Below are 15,631 nucleotides of genomic sequence, written 5' to 3'. Positions count from 1 at the left end.
GGGTTTCATGGGACAGATGAGGAGCCTGCTCGCGGCGGCGGCCGGAGCCGCGGCCGCGCGACTGGGACTGCGCGCGGCCCGCTCCTACGCGGCCGGCGACGCCGCCAAGGGCACGTTCCTCGACGAGCAGCGCTGGAGCCGCGTGAACCACCGCGGCGAGCCGGTCACCCTGCTGGCGGGCCCGGTCTACGCGGCGGCGGCCTCGGCGGCGGTGCTCGCGGCGCCGGGCCTGTCCGGGCGGATGCGCGCGGCCGGGGTGGCGGCAGCGGCGGGTGCCGGGGCCTTCGGGGTGTACGACGATCTGTGCGGCAACGCGGATCGACGCGGCATCAAGGGGCATCTCACGGCGCTGGCACACGGCGAGGTGACGACCGGCGGCGTGAAGATCGTCGGCATCGGCGCGGTCGGCGTGTTCGGGGCCTGTCTGGCGCGGCGTGGCGGGGGAGTGCTGGACAAGGCCCTCGCGGCGGTCGTCGTCGCGGGTGCGGCCAACGCGGTGAACCTGCTGGACCTGCGGCCCGGCCGGGCGATCAAGGGCGCGGCGCTGGCCGCGGCGCCGGGCTTCGTCGCGCGCGCGCTGCGTCGCGAGGCGGCGCCGGTCTCGCGGGTGTCGGTCGAGCCGCACGGGGGTACGGATCTTTGCATGGCACGGAGCGCGAACACGGTCGCCGCCGCGGGACTCGGCGCGGCCCTGGCGCTGCTGCCGGAGGACCTCGGCGAGCGGGCCATGCTCGGCGACGCCGGGGCCAACGCGATGGGCGCGCTGCTCGGGCTCGCCGCCGCGGCCGGTGCTCGCTCGACCGCCGGACTGGCGTGGCGCGCCGCCGCGCTGACGGCCGTGAACCTGGCGAGCGAGAAGGTCTCTTTCACCAAGGTGATCGCCGGATCCGCGCCGCTGAACGCGATCGACATGTGGGGACGCCGCCCGGCCCCCGCGCCGCAACATCCGCCGCAGCCGAGCCCGGGCCCACGTGGCTGACGAAAGACTGACCGACGCACGGACCCGGCAGCCGCTGGGCGTTTCGGAACGGACCGAGGCCGACGCACCGCGCCGTCCCAAGCAGCAGGCACCGGAACCGCACAGCGCGGACGAGCCGCTGCTGCTCGTGCAGGTCGAGATCGAGATCGACGAGCCCGAGGAGGCCGGCCGATCGAGCGCGTTCGCCGCGGCAGGCGGGTCCGTCGCCCGCGCCGCCGCCCTGATCGCGGCCGTCACGGTGCTCTCCCGGCTGTTCGGCTTCCTGCGCACGCTCGCGTTCTCGCACACCGTCGGGCACGGCGACCTGGCCGACGCGTACAACTCGGCCAATCAGATCCCGAACACCATCTTCGACATCGTGGCCGGCGGCGCGCTGGCGAGCGTGGCCGTGCCGCTGCTGGCCGGACCGCTCAGCCGCGGCGAGCGCGGGCACGCCTCGCAGACCGTGTCCGCGCTGCTCACCTGGGCGCTCGCCGCGCTGCTGCCGCTGAGCGTGCTCGGCCTGTGCCTCGCCGCGCCGCTCGGCCGGCTGATCGGCGGGCAGCACGGACCGACGGGGGTCTACGCGGCGCTCGTCGGCCACTTCCTCATCCTGTTCCTGCCGCAGATCCCGCTGTACGGCGTGGCCGTCGTGCTGTCCGCCGCGCTGCAGGCCGACCGGCGGTTCCTGGCGCCCGCCATAGCCCCGCTGCTGTCCAGCCTGGTGATGGTCGCCACCTACCTCGCCTTCGGCGGCCTCGACCCGGATGCGGGCTCTGATATCTGGACACTCACGCAGAACGCGCGGCTGGTGCTCGGGCTCGGGACCACGGCAGGCGTCGCGACGCTCGCGTTCTGCCTGCTGCCCGCCGTGCGCCGGGCCGGATTCCACATCCGGCCGACGTTCCGCTTCGCCCCCGGCGTCGCCCGGCAGGCCCTGCACCTCGCCGTCGCCGGAGTGGTGACGCTGATCGCGCAGAACCTCGCCGTGCTCGGAGTCGTGTTCCTGACCAACTACGCGGACCCGAGCGGCGGCGCGCTGACGGTCTACAACTTCAGCTGGGCGGTGTATCTGCTCCCTTACGCGGTGCTCGCCGTTCCGCTGGCCACCAGCGCCTTCACCGACCTCGCGGCGCGCGCGGACAGCGGCGACGTGCTCGGCTACCGCGCCGGGATCGCCGCGACCACGCGCGCCGTGCTGCTGGCCACGTGCGCGGGCGCGGCACTGCTCGCCGCTGAGGCGTGGCCGACCGCGAGCCTGTTCATCGCGCCGGGCGGGACCGGGGCCGACGCGTCCACGATGGCGTACGGACTGCTGGCCTTCGCTCCCGGCCTGCTCGGCTACGCGGCGATAGCGCTGCTCGGCCGGGTGCTCTATGCGGCCGGCCACGGCCGGGACGCGGCGACCGCGACCGTGATCGGCTGGCTCACGGTGTTCGCCCTCGACGCCGTGCTGATCTTCAACTGGCCGGGACACGCGGTGACCGCCCTCGGCCTGGGCAACGCCGTCGGCATGACCCTGGCCGCGATCCTGCTGATGATCGCGGTGCGCAGGCGGGTCGGGCACGGCGTGTTCGACGGCCTCGGCCGGACGGGCGCGGCGGGCGGCATCGCGGCGGTGGCGGCGGGCGCGGCGGGCTGGATGCTCGGCACCTGGTTCGGCTGGACGAATTCGGGTGCCGCGCTGCTCGTGGCCCCGCTGTGCGGCACGCTGACGCTCGTCGTGTTCGGCGCGGTCGTGCTGCCGCTGGACGGCGCGGAACTGCGTCCGCTGGTGCTGCGCGCGTTGGCCCAGTTCCCCCGGATCCGGCACGGGTCCTCGGACGGGCGCGGCTGATGCGCGTCGTCCTCGTCCTGGGACCGAGCACCGGCGGCATCGGCGGCTATGTCCGCGCTCTCGCAGAGCACTGCGTCGCTCGCGGTGATCAAGTCGTCGTCGTGGGCCCCGCTGCCACCGAATCCCACTTCTCCTTCACCGCCACCGGCGCGCGTTTCGTCACGCTGTCTAAGCTCCCTGCCGCCCTGAGGGGCGCCGACGTCGTCCACTCCCACGGCTTGAAGGCCGCCGCGCTGACGAACCTGGTTCGGGCCGGTCGCCGCCGCAGCCGACGCCACGTCGTCACCCTGCACAACGCGGTCCTCGCCACCGGAATCAGAGCACGAATCGCGTCGCTCGTCGAACGCCTTGCCGTCCGACCCGCCGACGTCGTTCTCTGCGCATCGTCAGACCTCGTGCAACGCGCCACGGCGTTGCGAGCCCGCGAGGTTTCGCTCTGCCCGGTGCCATCCCCGCCGCTGCCCGCCCCGACCAGGTCCCGAGCCGAGATCCGCGACGAGCTCGGTGTGCCCGACGACGAGTCCTTACTCCTCACCGTCTGCCGCCTCGCCCCGCAGAAAGCCCTCCCGTTCCTACTCGACGCCGTAGCGATTCTCGGCGACGTGATTCTCGGGGCCATCCCCGTCCGCCTCGTGATCGCGGGCGACGGCCCCAAGCGTGGCGCCCTGGCTGCCCGCATCGAGGCGGAGAAACTCCCGGTCACTCTGCTCGGCCACCGCAGCGACGTCTCCGACCTGCTCGCCGCCGCCGACGTATTCGTACTCTCATCCCAATGGGAGGCACGCGCGCTCGTCGTCCAGGAGGCGATGCACGCGGGCGTTCCCGTCGTCGCCACACGGGTCGGCGGCCTGCCCGAACTCGTCGGCGACGCCGGGCTCCTCGTCCCCGCGAACAACGCACTCGCCTTCGCCGCCAGGGTCCGCAGCATCCTCGCCGACCCGGATCTGCGCGACAAGCTTCGCGCCGCCGGTCCCGCGCGTGCGGCCACGTGGCCCAGCTACACCGAATCCCTCGCCGTCGCCCGTGCCTGGTACACGTGACTCAGGCCACGACGTTGCGGATGAACCGGGTCACCCCATCGTGGAGATTCACGTAGCCGTATTCCTGGGCGGTGCTGTAGATCGCGTAGCCTCCGGCCTCGACGGTGACCGGTCCCTCGGCGAGGTCGATGAGCAGTCGCCCCTCGGTGACCACCGTCATCTCGTGCCAGCCCTCGGGGTCGGGCTCCGCGGCGTAGCGGTCGCCGGGGGCCAGAGACCAAGCCCAGAGTTGGGCGTCGCTGCGAGCCGGGACGCTGCCGAGCAGCACCGCCTCGCTCTCCGGCCCGGCGCCGCGCCAGGTCACGGCGTCGATGCGGCGGCTGTGGGCTTCCGGGTCGCTGACGAGCTCGACGAACGTCGCGCCGAGCGCCTCGGCGAGGCGGTCGAGGCTGGAAAGGCTGATGTTCGTCGCGCCGCCCTCGAGATTGACGATCATCCGGCGGCTGATGCCCGAGGCCTGCGCGAGCGCGACCTGACTCAGCCCGGCGCGCTGCCGCAGGCGGCGGAGGTTCTGCGCGACGAAGGCGAGCACGTCGGATCGCTCGCTTGAACTGTGCACTATAGTGCCCATATTCTGTGCAGTATGTTGCGCAGTACCGCGTCCCGCAATCGGCGAAGCCGCACCCTCGGCCGCCATGACCTGGCCCTGGTGGCCGTCACGATGATCTGGGGCACGACTTTCCTGATCATTCATATCGCGATGCGTCACAGCGGCCCTCTCTTCTTCGTCGGACTCCGCTTCACAACCGCCGGGTTGCTCACCCTACTGGTCTTCCCGGCCGCTCTCCGCGGAGCGGCGCGGCGCGAGGTGGCGGCGGGGACGCTGATCGGCGTGACGCTGTTCCTCGGGTACGGCCTGCAGACCTTCGGCCTCCAGACGATCCCCAGCAGCACGTCCGCGTTCATCACCGCGTTGTACGTCCCCTTAGTCCCGCTCTTCCAGTGGCTGCTGCTCCGCCGCCCGCCGACCGTGGGCGGAATGCTCGGCATAGCCTGCGCATTCACCGGCCTGATGCTGCTGGCCGGACCCGGCGGCTCCACCGGGCACTTCGGCGTCGGCGAGTTGGCGACGCTCGGCGCGGCCATAGCGGCCGCCGCCGAAATCGTGCTGATCAGCCGCTACGCCGGCGACATCGACCTGCGCCGGATCACCGTCATCCAACTGCTCGCCGCGGGCCTGCTCTCGTTCCTCGCCATGCCCGTCGCCGGCGAATCAGTCCCGTCCTTCTCCTGGATCTGGCTCGCCGCAGCCGTGGGCCTCGGCGCCGCCAGCGCCCTGATCCAACTCACCATGAACTGGGCGCAGAAGTCCGTCCCGCCCATGCGCGCCACGGTCATCTACTCGGGCGAACCCGTCTGGGGCGGCATCGTCGGCCGCCTCAGCGGCGACCAACTCCCGGCCCTAGCCGTCGCCGGAGCCGGCCTCGTCGTCCTAGGCGTCCTGATCGGCGATCTCAAACTCCCGCGCCGGTCCAGCGGCGGCGAACGAAAGCTGGCCGAGCCGACGGTCGAGCAGGTCGTCACGGAGGCGGTCGAACCCGCGCAGTTGTCCTAGTCCTCGCGGCCCTGCCAGGTGGTCACGCAGATCTCGTTGCCCTCGGGGTCGGCGAGGACCCAGAAGGCGGGGGCGCGGCGGTCGGAGAGCAAGCGGCCGCCGGCCGTCAGCGCGGCCTCGACGCGGCGGGGTGCCTCGTCGTGCGGAACGCAGAGGTCGAAGTGGATGCGGTTGCGCTGCGGTCGTTCCTTGTCCATCTGCTGGAACCAGATCGGCGGCCCCAGGAAGCCCGGGTCGATCAGCGGGTCGGTCGGACCGTCGGAACCGGCTTCGTCGACGTAGCCGAACACTGCTTTCCAGAACGGCCGGATCGACGCGATGTCCAGCGCGTCGATCGCGAGTTCCAGGAGTTGGACCGAGTGCGGCCGATCGACGTCGGCGCCGGGATCCGTCGTCAGCTTCGCCTCGCGCAAGGCCTCTGAGATCCGGCGCGCAAGGGCGGCGTCGAGGTCGGTCACTGCCGCATGATCGGGCGACTGAAGTGTCAGTTCGACGCGGCGTGGCCGCAGGTCGATGCGCAGGTGTCCGTCGGCATCCGGGCCGCACTCTTCGACGGCCTTCGCGGCCGCCTCGACTCCCTGCGCCGACGACGCGACTGCGACCGCGGTGCGCAGTGTCCCCAACAGATACCGCCAGCCGATTCCCTCGACCGCATCCGACGCCTCATGCAACCCCAGCACTCGCTCCACGCCTCGATTGTGGCAGGCCCGACGGCGGTTCGGTGGACCTACGTACCCGAACGGGGTGTGTCCGGATACTCCCCGCATACACAGGTCAGCCCCCTCGAACGAGCCAGGCGCGCCCTGAAGACTCTGAGATGACAGGGGAACAGAGTCCGGATGGGGGAGGACCATCGTGAACCAGCTCAACGTCCGTGCGGGCGCCGGAAGGACCGTCGGCGTGGTGGCCGCGGCTGCGATTACGCTGGGCGCTGTCTTACCCGCGACCACCTCGGCTGCGGGTATGTCGCGTGACCAGCGGGGGGAGGCTGCTCTCGGTGACCGCGGCAGAACGACACCTCCTGTAACTGGCGCCCGGACGTTCCGGTGCGCCTCTTCGGTGCCGACGGCGACCGCGACGTCGCGTTCACCAATTCGCAGCAGTGCCAGGCCGAACTGGCCGCACACGGCGACCGAGTCACGCTGGTCGACGTCGGCGACCTCGACCACAACACCTCCGCCGAGCTCCCCGTACCGCTGGTGCTGGAGTTCCTCATCGAGCACGCTCGCTGACCTCGGCACAAGGCCGCGCTGGCTAGCATGGGCCTGATGAGCGGCGAATTCACGATCGAAGTGCTCGAAGCGGCGGACGAGGATGTCGGCGAGGCGTTCGGGCGGCTGATTCCCCTGTTGTCGAGCAGCGCGCCGGTTCCTGACCGGGAGCGGGTGGAACGGGTGATGCGGCACGCGGCTAACACTGTGTTCGCGGCGCGGGCGCCGGCGGCGGGTGGGGACGGCGAGGGCGGGCGGCGGATCCTCGGGCTGCTGACGCTCGTGACCATGGAGCTGGCGACGGGGACCGAGGCACGGATCGAGGATGTGGTCGTGGACGAGGCGGCGCGGGGGATGGGCGTGGGCCGCGCGCTGGTGGTCGCTGCGCTCGACGCGGCAGCGGCGAACGGCGCGCGGTACGTCGAGCTGACCTCGGCGCCGCGGCGGGTGGCGGCGCGGGCGCTGTATCAGAGCCTTGGGTTCGTGGCGCGCGAGACGGGCGTGTTCCGGCACGGGCTCGACGCGCACCGCTGAGCATCGTCACTGGTCAGACCTTGGCCGGGCGGGCTTACGCCGCTGACCTCGCGGCCTGCGCGACAACCGCGGCCGATCCCAGCGGGGGCTTGTCCTCGCGCAGGTGCAGCCAGTCCTGCCAGGTGTGGCCGCACGGCAGTACGTCGGGGTGCTCGGCCTCGCCGCTGAGCAGGCGGGCGTGGGCGGTGGCGGTGGCCTCGTCTACGGGGATCATGATCTGCATGCGCAGGCCGTTGGTGCCGTGGATGCCGAGGCTGGTGGAGATGAACCTGAGCAGGCCGACGGCGGGCTGGTAGTAGACGCGCAGCTGCTTGCCGAAGGCGGCGACCTCGTTGCGGGACCACAGCTCGGCGAAGAGCTCGCTGTAGTCGATCAGGTCTCTGATGAGCTTCTCCCAGCGCGGCTCGCCGACGTGCCGCGCGTAGGCGCCGCGGAGCATGGCGACCATCTGCGGGATGGTCTCGTGCCGGTTGACGAAGGGGTGGCAGCACTCGGGCAGGTTGAACATGCACCAGAAGACGTTGTGGTTCTCCTTGGGCTGCGCGAGCACCGAGGGGAACATGACGTCGAAGTGCCGGTTCGTCGCGACCATGTCGAAGGTCTCGTTCACCACCGTCGCGACGTTGTGCATGCCGTCGAGGATCGGCTGGATCTCCGGCGGCAGGGCGCAGCCCTCGGCCTCCGCGGCACGCAGGTCCGGGACCTGGGCCAGGGTGTAGAGGTGCCGGTGCTCGGCCGCGTCCAGCTGCAGGGTGCGCGCGACGGCGTCCAGCACCTGCGTGCTCGCGTTGATCCGCCTGCCCTGCTCGAGCCACGTGTACCAGGTCACGCCCACGCCGGCGAGCTGCGCGACCTCCTCGCGGCGCAGGCCGGGGGTGCGGCGGCGCGGGGCCGGGGGCAGGCCGGCCTGCTCGGGGGCGATGCGCTCCCGGCGCGAGCGCAGGAAGTCGGCCAGTTCGGTGCGTCGCACGGAGTTCTTCACGGCAGCCAGATCGGTCACGCCACCCAGTCTCCCCCCGAATCGCTCCCGTTACCAGGTACCAGCGGTAATAGGATAACGGGGCTCTAGGTAACAGGATCGAGTCTCCCGCACGCTGGAGTCATGTCGACGACTCTGGAACCCACGCAACCCGTCCACGGCAACGATAACCCCCGGCCGGCCGCCGAGCCCCGGCAGTCGGCGCGGTCGCGGCCCGGCGCCGTGCTCACCGTCGTGCTGCTCGGCTACTTCATGGCCATCCTGGACGTGGCCATCGTGAACGTGGCCCTTCCGACCATTCGCAGCACCCTGCATTCCTCGGGAGCGGGGCTGCAGCTTTCGGTGTCCGGCTACACCATCTCGTACGCGGTGCTCATCGTCACCGGGGCACGGCTCGGCGACCTGTGGGGCCACGCCCGGCTCTTCCGCGGCGGCCTCGTCCTGTTCACGATCGCCTCGCTGGCCTGCGGCCTGGCGCCGACCACCGCCGCGCTGGTCGCGTTCCGGCTGCTGCAGGGCGCGGGTTCGGCCGCGATGATGCCGCAGGTGCTCTCGCTGATCCAGCGCACGTTCGAGGGCAGGTCGCGGCTGAAGGCGATGAGCCTCTACACGGCCGTCATCTCCGGCGGCGCGGTCGCCGGGCAGGTCGTCGGCGGCCTGCTGATCAGCGCGAACCTGTTCGGGGCCACGTGGCGGCCGTGCTTCCTGGTGAACGTGCCGGTCGGCATCGTCGTGCTGATCGCGAGCATCAAGGTGCTGCCGAAGGACAAGGGCGAGCCGGGCCGCGGCCTCGACCCGGTCGGCGTCGCCGTGCTCACCCCGACCGTGCTCGCCTTCGTCGTCCCGCTGGTGATGGGACACGACGAGCACTGGCCGCTGTGGGGCTGGCTGCTGCTCGGAGCGAGTGTCCTCGGCCTCCTGGCGTTCGTCGCCGTCGAGTCGCGCATCGGCCGGCGCGGCGGCACGCCGATCATCCCCGGCCGCGTGCTGCGGCACGAGGGCTTCGCGGTCAGCGTCGGCACGCTCTTCCTCTGCATGGTGCTGATGATGGGCCTGTTGTTCGCGATCACCCTGCACCTGCAGGGCGCGCTCGGCTTCTCCGCGCTCGACTCCGGCCTCGCCTTCGCCCCGCAGGCCGTCGCCGTGTTCCTGGTCGCGATGAACTGGCGCAGACTGCCGCAGCGCTGGTTCGTGCACGAGGTGGTGTTCGGCTTCCTGCTCGTCGCCGCGTCCCTGGTCGGCATGGCGCTGGTGCTGCGGCACGGCGGGACCGGCGGCGGCGCGCGCTGGATCCTGATGACCACGCTCGGTTTCGGGCTCGGCTTCGCCTTCAGCCCGCTGATGGGCCTGATGCTCTCCCGGGTGCCGGTGCGCGACGCGGCCGACGCGAGCGGCGTGATCGCCACGCTCACCCAGATCGGACAGGTGACCGGAGTGGCCACCGTGGGTACGCTGTTTCTGAATCTTGACACCGGATCTCTGCATTCCTCGGCGCACGCGGTGACCGTGGTGTGCGTGGTGAGTGCGGGATTGGCCGTGCTCGGCGCGCTCGCGGGCTCCCGGATTCCGCGGCTCTCCGAGTAATGGACCGGCTGATGGGCCGTAGGTTTCGCCATTCTCACGAGATCATGGAATAAGTAAGGGCCTCAAGGGCCTGATGATCATGACAAATAGCTGATCTTCATGAGTTCTTGATCCGATCGTGACGCGAGATCGTGTCCCGGACCGGCCTTTCTGCGCTAGAAATTCCCCCAGCACACACAGCTCCACGAGAAATCAGCATGACGGCTCGGCCCGCACGGCCACCTCGCGCCGCGCGGTTGAGATTCCCCGCGCGCGCCGGTTCCGGTGACCCCGACCGGCGTCGCGCGCGGCTGTGCGTATTGGGATGGATGTTGTTATGGCTAAAGATCGGATACGGCGCCGCAGTCGCCTCACGGTGGGAATGGCCGCGGTCGGCGCCCTCGCTCTGGCTCTGACCGCCGCGTGTTCGTCCTCGAAGGGCACGACGACGCAGACGGCCCAGCAGAGCACCTGGAACACGATCAACACCGCGTCCGTGAAGGACGGCGGCACGGTGACCGTGGGCATCGAGAAGCAGCTCGGCGACTGGAATCCCGAGGACGCGTCGATCTCCGCGGACCAGATCTACCCGCTGGACGGCGTGTACTACGCCGGCGCGTTCATCGCCGAGCCGGATGGCACCATGGTGCTGAACTCGGCCGCCATGGCGAGCGCCACGCTGTCCGGCACCTCACCGCAGACCGTGGTGTACAAGATCAACCCGAGCGCGGTCTGGAGCGACGGCACGCCGATCGATGCCTCAGACTTCGTCTACAACTGGCTGGTCAACACCGGCGTCGACCCGAACATGCTCACCGCCGGGCCGGTCGGTTACAACGACATCGCCTCGATCGTCGGCTCCGACAGCGGCAAGACGGTCACGGTGACCTTCTCCACGGCGTTCCCGGACTGGAAGTCGCTGTTCGGTGTGCTGCTTCCGGCGCACATCGCGGCCAAGCACGGCTACGACGCGTCGATGACGCTCGCGCAGCTGACCGCCGACGTGAAGGCGGAGAACGGCGCGAGCACCTCGACCGGCGCGGTCCTGCAGTTGGAGAACTCGTTCAACTACTTCAGCAACACCGCCCCCGTGGTCTCGAGCGGCCCGTACGTGGTCTCGAGCGCGCCGTCCGACGGATCGAGCGTCACCGAGGCCAAGAACCCCAAGTGGTACGGCAGCGCCGCGCACCTGAACACGATGGTCTACAAGTACATCGCCGACGCCTCGCAGGAGCCGACAGCCCTGCAGAACGGCGAGATCCAGGTGGCGTATCCGCAGCCGGAGACCGACCTGGTCACCCAGGTCAAGGGCATGGGCTCCTCGGTCAAGTACCAGATCGCCGCCGGCTACACGAACGAGCACTTCGACTTCAACCTGGCCAGCCCGACGCTCGGCGGCAAGACGGAGGCCGCGCAGGAGGCTCCTGACAAGCTCGCGCTGCGCACCGCGATGCTCACGGCGACCGACCGCTCGGCGATCATCGCCCGCACCGAGGGCTTGTTCGACCCGTCCGCGAAGCCGCTCAACAACCGCTTCTTCATCCCGCAGCAGGCCGGCTACACGGACGATGTGACGAAGTACGGTCTGGGTGCGGGCAACACCTCCTCGGCCGAGTCGATCCTGAAGAAGGCCGGCTTCACCGGGGTCGGCACGGCGCTGAAGTACCCGAACGGCACCGCGGTGCCCGCGCTGACGATGCGCTACACCTCGGGTAACGCGCTGCGCCAGACCGAGTGCAACCTGTTCGCCTCGGAGATGAAGCAGCTCGGCATCACGGTGAACGTCGAGACCACGTCCTCGCTCGGCAAGTCGCTGACGCACGTGGCCGGATACGACTACGACATCATCGTCTTCGCCTGGGTGGCCACGCCGTTCCCGAGCTCCGGAAACTACTCGATCTACGTCTCCGGCGCGGGCCAGAACTACGCCAACTTCACCAGCGCGCAGGTCGACAGCGTCTACAAGCAGGCGTCGGTGAGCTTCAACACGACCACCGTCAACAGCGACCTGAGCAAGATCGACGGGATCCTGTCGCAGGACGCGGTGACGCTGCCGCTGTTCCAGAAGGACGACATGGTGGCGTTCGACTCGAACCTCGGCAACGTCCGGATCAACTCCACGTCGCAGCTGTTCACGTACAACGTGCAGGACTGGGGCCTGCTGGCGAGCTCGGCCTCGCCGAGTTCCTGACCCCCGCTTGAGCGGCCCGACCGGCCGCGACCCGGTCCGCCCGCCGGACGCCGCCACCCTCGCGGCGTCCGGCGGGCGGCCATCCACAGTTCTGCCATTGATAACAGAGGTCTTCGATGCTCGTCTACAGCGTCCGACGGCTGCTCCAGTCGATCCCCATACTGGTCGCCTCGACCTTCGTCATCTTCCTCATGGTCGCCTCCTCGGTCGACCCGATGACGCCCTATCTCACGAAGAAACCCCCGCTGTCCGCCGCGCAGCTCGACTCGCTGCGGGTGAAGTTCGGGCTCACGAAGCCCCTGCTTCAGCGCTATTGGGACTGGCTGACCGGACTGGTGCTGCACGGCACCTTCGGGTCGAGCACCCAGACGAACTTCCACATCGGCCAGCAGCTCGGCTACGCGATGGAGGTGACGCTGCGCCTCGTCATCGGCACCATCCTGATCGCGCTGATCCTGGCGGTCATCGTCGGCGTCACCACCGCGGTCCGGCAGTACAGCAAGTTCGACTACGCGACCACCGCGATCGGCTTCCTGTTCCTCTCGCTGCCCACGTTCTGGTTCGCGGTGCTGCTCAAGGAATGGGCCATCCAGATCAACGAGTCCACCGGGACGCACTTCTTCGACACGCTCTGGGAGTCCAGCCCGAATCCGCCCTCCGGTTTTCTCCCGCAGCTCGGCGACGGGGCGCAGCACCTGATCCTGCCGGTGGTTACGCTCGCGCTGCTGTCGTACGCGGCGTGGTCCCGGTTCCAGCGGGCGTCGATGCTCGAGGTCCTCGGCAGCGACTACATGCGGCTGGCCCGCGCGAAGGGCCTGAGCCCCTTCCGGGTGCTGTTCCGGCACGGCCTTCGCAATGCCCTGATCCCGCTGACCACGCAGGTGGCGCTGGACACCGCCGCGCTGCTGAGCGGAGCGGTGATCACCGAGACCATCTACTCCTGGCGCGGCATGGGCCTGTTCTTCATCAACTCGATCGAGATGGCCGACCCGGACTCGGTGATGGCCTGGCTCCTGGTGACCGCCGTCTTCGTCGTCGTCATGAACCTCATAGCCGACCTGCTCTACGCGGTCCTGGACCCGAGGATCCGCCTTGCCTAGTCGAGTGAACACCTCCGCCGGGGACACGCTCGGCGGCACCGCGACCCCGCCCTCGCGGGGCAGCCGCGAATTCACCGTGAAGGCCCGCAGCCAGCGGCAGATCGTCTTCCGGCGCTTCCGCCAGCACAAGGCCGCGATGGCCTCGCTCGTGGTCTTCGTGCTCGTCGTGCTGTTCGCCTTCATCGGCCCGCTGCTGTGGAGCACCAGCCCGTCCTTCATGAGCAACGACATCTTCACCGCGCCGGACGGCCCGCATCCGTTCGGCACCGACAGCAACGGCATCGACCTGCTGTCCGCGGTGATGAAGGGCACCCAGTCCTCGCTGATCATCGCCGTCGTCGTCTCGGTCGTCTCCACGTCCTTCGGCGCCATCTACGGCGCGGTCTCCGGGTTCTACGGCGGCTGGACCGACACGATCATGATGCGGATCGCCGACCTCTTCCTCACCTTCCCGATCATCGCCATCGCCATCATGCTGGACAACCGCTTCCAGGCCGAGGCCAGCTCGCTGTGGCTGCTGATCGCCGTGCTGACGGCGCTGTTCTGGCCGGGCGCCGCACGGGTGATCCGGGCCCAGGTGCTCTCGCTGAAGGAGAAGGAGTTCATCGAGGCCGCGCGCGCCCTCGGCGCCCGCGACCGCCGGATCATCTTCCGGCACCTGCTGCCCAACACGCTCGGCTCGATCATCGTCATCAGCACGCTGACGGTGGCCGGCACCATCCTCACCGAGACCGCGCTGTCCTTCCTCGGCTTCGGCGTGCAGTTCCCGAACACCTCGCTCGGCCTGCTGGTGACCACCAACCAGACCGCGATCGAGGGCGGCCACCCGTGGCTGTTCTACATCCCCGGCGTCTTCATCATCCTGATCGCGCTGACCATCAACTTCGTCGGCGACGGCCTGCGCGACGCCTTCGACCCGCAACAGACAAGGGTGCGAGCGTGACCGACCGGAACCCCAACCTCGGCTCCGGCGAGGAGTTGCTCGCCGTACGGGACCTGACCGTCACCTTCCCGACCGCCGACGGCGACGTGCACGCGGTGCGCGGCGTGGACTACGTGCTGCGCCGCGGCGAGGTGCTCGGCATCGTCGGCGAGTCCGGCTCGGGCAAGTCCGTCTCCTCGCTCGCGGTCATGGGCCTGCTGCCGAAGAGCGCGCGGATTCAGGGCTCGATCACCTTCCGCGGCGAGGAGCTGCTCGGTCTGTCCGAGCGCAAGCTGATGAAGTTGCGCGGCAAGCAGATCGCGATGATCTTCCAGGACCCGATGACCTCGCTCAACCCCGTGTACAAGATCGGATTCCAGCTCGAGGAGGCCATCCTCGCGCACAACGACCTGCCCAAGGACAAGGCCCGCAAGCGGGCGGTCGAACTGCTGGAGATCGTCGGAATCCCCTTTCCGGCGAAGCGGATCGATCAGTACCCGCACGAGTTCTCCGGCGGTATGCGGCAGCGCGTGGTGATCGCGATCGCGATGGCCAACGATCCGGACGTGATCATCGCGGACGAGCCGACCACGGCGCTCGACGTGACCGTGCAGGCGCAGGTGCTCGAATCGCTGCGCACCGCACAGCGGGAGACCGGCGCGGCGATGGTGCTGATCACGCACGACCTCGGCGTCGTCGCGGGACAGGCCGACCGGGTCCTGGTGATGTACGCGGGAAAGCCGGTCGAGACCGGCGGCGTGGACGATATCTACTACAACCCGCGGATGCCCTACACGCTCGGACTGCTCGGCTCGCTGCCCCGCCTGGACGTGAACCGCGCAGAACGGCTCACCCCGATCCAGGGCTCGCCGCCCTCGCTGCTCTCCCTGCCGCCGGGCTGCCCGTTCATGCCGCGCTGCCCGCTGGCCAAGGACCTGTGCGCGGAGCAGGAGCCCGAGTTGGTGATCACCGACACTCCGGAGCACTGGGCGGCCTGCCACTACAGCGCGCTGCTGGCCGGCAAGCAGGCGGACGAGGTCTTCGCGGCCTCGGCCGAGGACGCCGCCCTGCCCGAGGAGTACGGCGCCGAGATCTCCGGGGTGACCGGACAGGTGACCAACACAGTCGAGGAGGTTGCGGAATGACCACGACCGAGACAACGGCCGGGACCACGGCCGTCGGCGAACCGATCCTCTCGGTGCGCGACCTGGTCAAGGAGTTCCCGATCAAGTCGTACGGCGTGGTGCGCCGCACGATCGGCGCGGTGCACGCCGTCTCCGGTGTCTCCTTCGACATCCGCCCGGGCCAGACGCTCGGCCTGGTCGGCGAGTCCGGTTGCGGCAAGACCACGACCAGCCGGGCGATCCTGCACCTGCAGCCCGCCACCAGCGGCGAGGTGATCTTCCAGGGCCGCGACGTGACGAAGATGTCGAAGGGCGAGCTGCGGCGGATGCGCCGGGACATGCAGATCGTGTTCCAGGACCCGTACGCGAGCCTGAACCCGCGCATCACCGTGAACGAGATCATCGCGGAACCGCTCAAGATCCACGGGCTTCACTCGAACGACGGCCCGGGACAGGTCGCAGAGCTGATGCGGCTGGTCGGCCTGAACCCCGAGCACGGAAATCGTTTCCCGCACGAGTTCTCCGGCGGCCAGCGCCAGCGCATCGGCATCGCCCGGGCACTCGCGCTCAAGCCGAAGGTGCTCGTGCTCGACGAGCCGGTCTCCGCGCTCGACGTC

Annotated in this window: 15 protein-coding genes; 12 read left to right on the top strand and 3 right to left on the bottom strand. The window is 69.9% G+C overall.

All coding sequences use genetic code 11. The features are described 5' to 3' along the window. Positions 1 to 7 precede the first annotated feature (7 nt). The 3 genes from VG296_RS27075 to VG296_RS27065 are packed head-to-tail and all read left to right on the top strand — an operon-like array spanning position 8 to position 3,835. Positions 8 to 979 (top strand): hypothetical protein, encoded by a 972-nt coding sequence (locus tag VG296_RS27075; protein ID WP_325570560.1) that lies wholly within the window; start codon positions 8 to 10, stop codon positions 977 to 979. Next, positions 972 to 2,795, top strand: a complete 1,824-nt coding sequence (gene murJ, locus VG296_RS27070; RefSeq protein WP_325570558.1) for a murein biosynthesis integral membrane protein MurJ — start codon at positions 972 to 974, stop codon at positions 2,793 to 2,795. Before VG296_RS27075 ends, murJ begins: the two co-directional genes overlap by 8 nt. Beyond that, positions 2,795 to 3,835, top strand: a complete 1,041-nt coding sequence (locus tag VG296_RS27065) for a glycosyltransferase family 4 protein (protein ID WP_325570556.1) — start codon at positions 2,795 to 2,797, stop codon at positions 3,833 to 3,835. The genes murJ and VG296_RS27065 overlap by 1 nt, the downstream gene beginning before the upstream one ends. Before the next feature lies 1 nt (position 3,836). Here VG296_RS27065 and VG296_RS27060 read toward each other — a convergent pair whose 3' ends face one another. After that, on the bottom strand, positions 3,837 to 4,406 hold the full coding sequence (locus VG296_RS27060) for an XRE family transcriptional regulator (protein ID WP_325570554.1): 570 nt from the start codon (positions 4,404 to 4,406) through the stop codon (positions 3,837 to 3,839). A gap of 12 nt (positions 4,407 to 4,418) precedes the next feature. On the opposite strand from VG296_RS27060, the gene VG296_RS27055 reads away from it, so the two are divergent. Further along, positions 4,419 to 5,390: a DMT family transporter gene (locus tag VG296_RS27055; RefSeq protein ID WP_325570552.1), complete on the top strand. Its 972-nt coding sequence runs from the start codon at positions 4,419 to 4,421 to the stop codon at positions 5,388 to 5,390. On the opposite strand, the gene VG296_RS27050 is transcribed toward VG296_RS27055, so the two are convergent. Further along, positions 5,387 to 6,079 carry a VOC family protein gene (locus VG296_RS27050; protein ID WP_325570550.1) on the bottom strand — a complete coding sequence of 231 codons (693 nt, stop codon included), beginning with the start codon at positions 6,077 to 6,079 and terminating at the stop codon, positions 5,387 to 5,389. The genes VG296_RS27055 and VG296_RS27050 overlap by 4 nt on opposite strands. A 357-nt stretch (positions 6,080 to 6,436) precedes the next feature. On the opposite strand from VG296_RS27050, the gene VG296_RS27045 reads away from it, so the two are divergent. Then, positions 6,437 to 6,622 (top strand): hypothetical protein, encoded by a 186-nt coding sequence (locus VG296_RS27045; protein ID WP_325570548.1) that lies wholly within the window; start codon positions 6,437 to 6,439, stop codon positions 6,620 to 6,622. A gap of 36 nt (positions 6,623 to 6,658) precedes the next feature. Further along, positions 6,659 to 7,135 (top strand): GNAT family N-acetyltransferase, encoded by a 477-nt coding sequence (locus tag VG296_RS27040; RefSeq protein WP_325570546.1) that lies wholly within the window; start codon positions 6,659 to 6,661, stop codon positions 7,133 to 7,135. A gap of 34 nt (positions 7,136 to 7,169) precedes the next feature. On the opposite strand, the gene VG296_RS27035 is transcribed toward VG296_RS27040, so the two are convergent. Next, positions 7,170 to 8,135 carry a helix-turn-helix transcriptional regulator gene (locus tag VG296_RS27035; RefSeq protein ID WP_325570544.1) on the bottom strand — a complete coding sequence of 322 codons (966 nt, stop codon included), beginning with the start codon at positions 8,133 to 8,135 and terminating at the stop codon, positions 7,170 to 7,172. A 102-nt stretch (positions 8,136 to 8,237) separates the two neighbouring features. On the opposite strand from VG296_RS27035, the gene VG296_RS27030 reads away from it, so the two are divergent. From VG296_RS27030 to VG296_RS27005, 6 genes are all read left to right on the top strand, one after another. Continuing rightward, positions 8,238 to 9,698, top strand: coding sequence for an MFS transporter (locus VG296_RS27030; RefSeq protein WP_325570541.1), 1,461 nt, complete (start codon positions 8,238 to 8,240; stop codon positions 9,696 to 9,698). A gap of 361 nt (positions 9,699 to 10,059) precedes the next feature. After that, positions 10,060 to 11,868: an ABC transporter family substrate-binding protein gene (locus VG296_RS27025; protein ID WP_325570585.1), complete on the top strand. Its 1,809-nt coding sequence runs from the start codon at positions 10,060 to 10,062 to the stop codon at positions 11,866 to 11,868. 116 nt (positions 11,869 to 11,984) lie between these two features. After that, positions 11,985 to 12,968 carry an ABC transporter permease gene (locus VG296_RS27020; protein WP_325570539.1) on the top strand — a complete coding sequence of 328 codons (984 nt, stop codon included), beginning with the start codon at positions 11,985 to 11,987 and terminating at the stop codon, positions 12,966 to 12,968. Continuing rightward, entirely contained in the window at positions 12,961 to 13,911 is a 951-nt protein-coding gene (locus VG296_RS27015) for an ABC transporter permease (RefSeq protein WP_325570537.1), read from the top strand. The genes VG296_RS27020 and VG296_RS27015 overlap by 8 nt, the downstream gene beginning before the upstream one ends. Beyond that, entirely contained in the window at positions 13,908 to 15,035 is a 1,128-nt protein-coding gene (locus VG296_RS27010; protein ID WP_325570535.1) for an ABC transporter ATP-binding protein, read from the top strand. Before VG296_RS27015 ends, VG296_RS27010 begins: the two co-directional genes overlap by 4 nt. Beyond that, the coding region (locus VG296_RS27005) for an ATP-binding cassette domain-containing protein (protein ID WP_325570533.1) at positions 15,032 to 15,631 on the top strand (600 nt) is incomplete at its 3' end. The genes VG296_RS27010 and VG296_RS27005, both read left to right, overlap by 4 nt.

Origin of the sequence: Actinospica sp., from assembly GCF_035552695.1 — a bacterium.
In the GTDB taxonomy this organism is placed as follows: domain Bacteria; phylum Actinomycetota; class Actinomycetes; order Streptomycetales; family Catenulisporaceae; genus Actinospica.
Note: the sequence above shows the minus strand (reverse complement) of the source record. Positions and strands in the feature narration are given on the sequence as shown.

Coding starts and splice junctions, on each gene's coding strand:
- VG296_RS27065 (WP_325570556.1), top strand. CDS start 2,795: ATGCGCGTCGTCCTCGTCCTGGGACCGAGCACCGGCGGCATCGGCGGC.
- VG296_RS27055 (WP_325570552.1), top strand. CDS start 4,419: ATGTTGCGCAGTACCGCGTCCCGCAATCGGCGAAGCCGCACCCTCGGC.
- VG296_RS27075 (WP_325570560.1), top strand. CDS start 8: ATGGGACAGATGAGGAGCCTGCTCGCGGCGGCGGCCGGAGCCGCGGCC.
- VG296_RS27020 (WP_325570539.1), top strand. CDS start 11,985: ATGCTCGTCTACAGCGTCCGACGGCTGCTCCAGTCGATCCCCATACTG.
- VG296_RS27040 (WP_325570546.1), top strand. CDS start 6,659: ATGAGCGGCGAATTCACGATCGAAGTGCTCGAAGCGGCGGACGAGGAT.
- VG296_RS27060 (WP_325570554.1), bottom strand. CDS start 4,406: ATGGGCACTATAGTGCACAGTTCAAGCGAGCGATCCGACGTGCTCGCC.
- VG296_RS27030 (WP_325570541.1), top strand. CDS start 8,238: ATGTCGACGACTCTGGAACCCACGCAACCCGTCCACGGCAACGATAAC.
- VG296_RS27025 (WP_325570585.1), top strand. CDS start 10,060: ATGGCCGCGGTCGGCGCCCTCGCTCTGGCTCTGACCGCCGCGTGTTCG.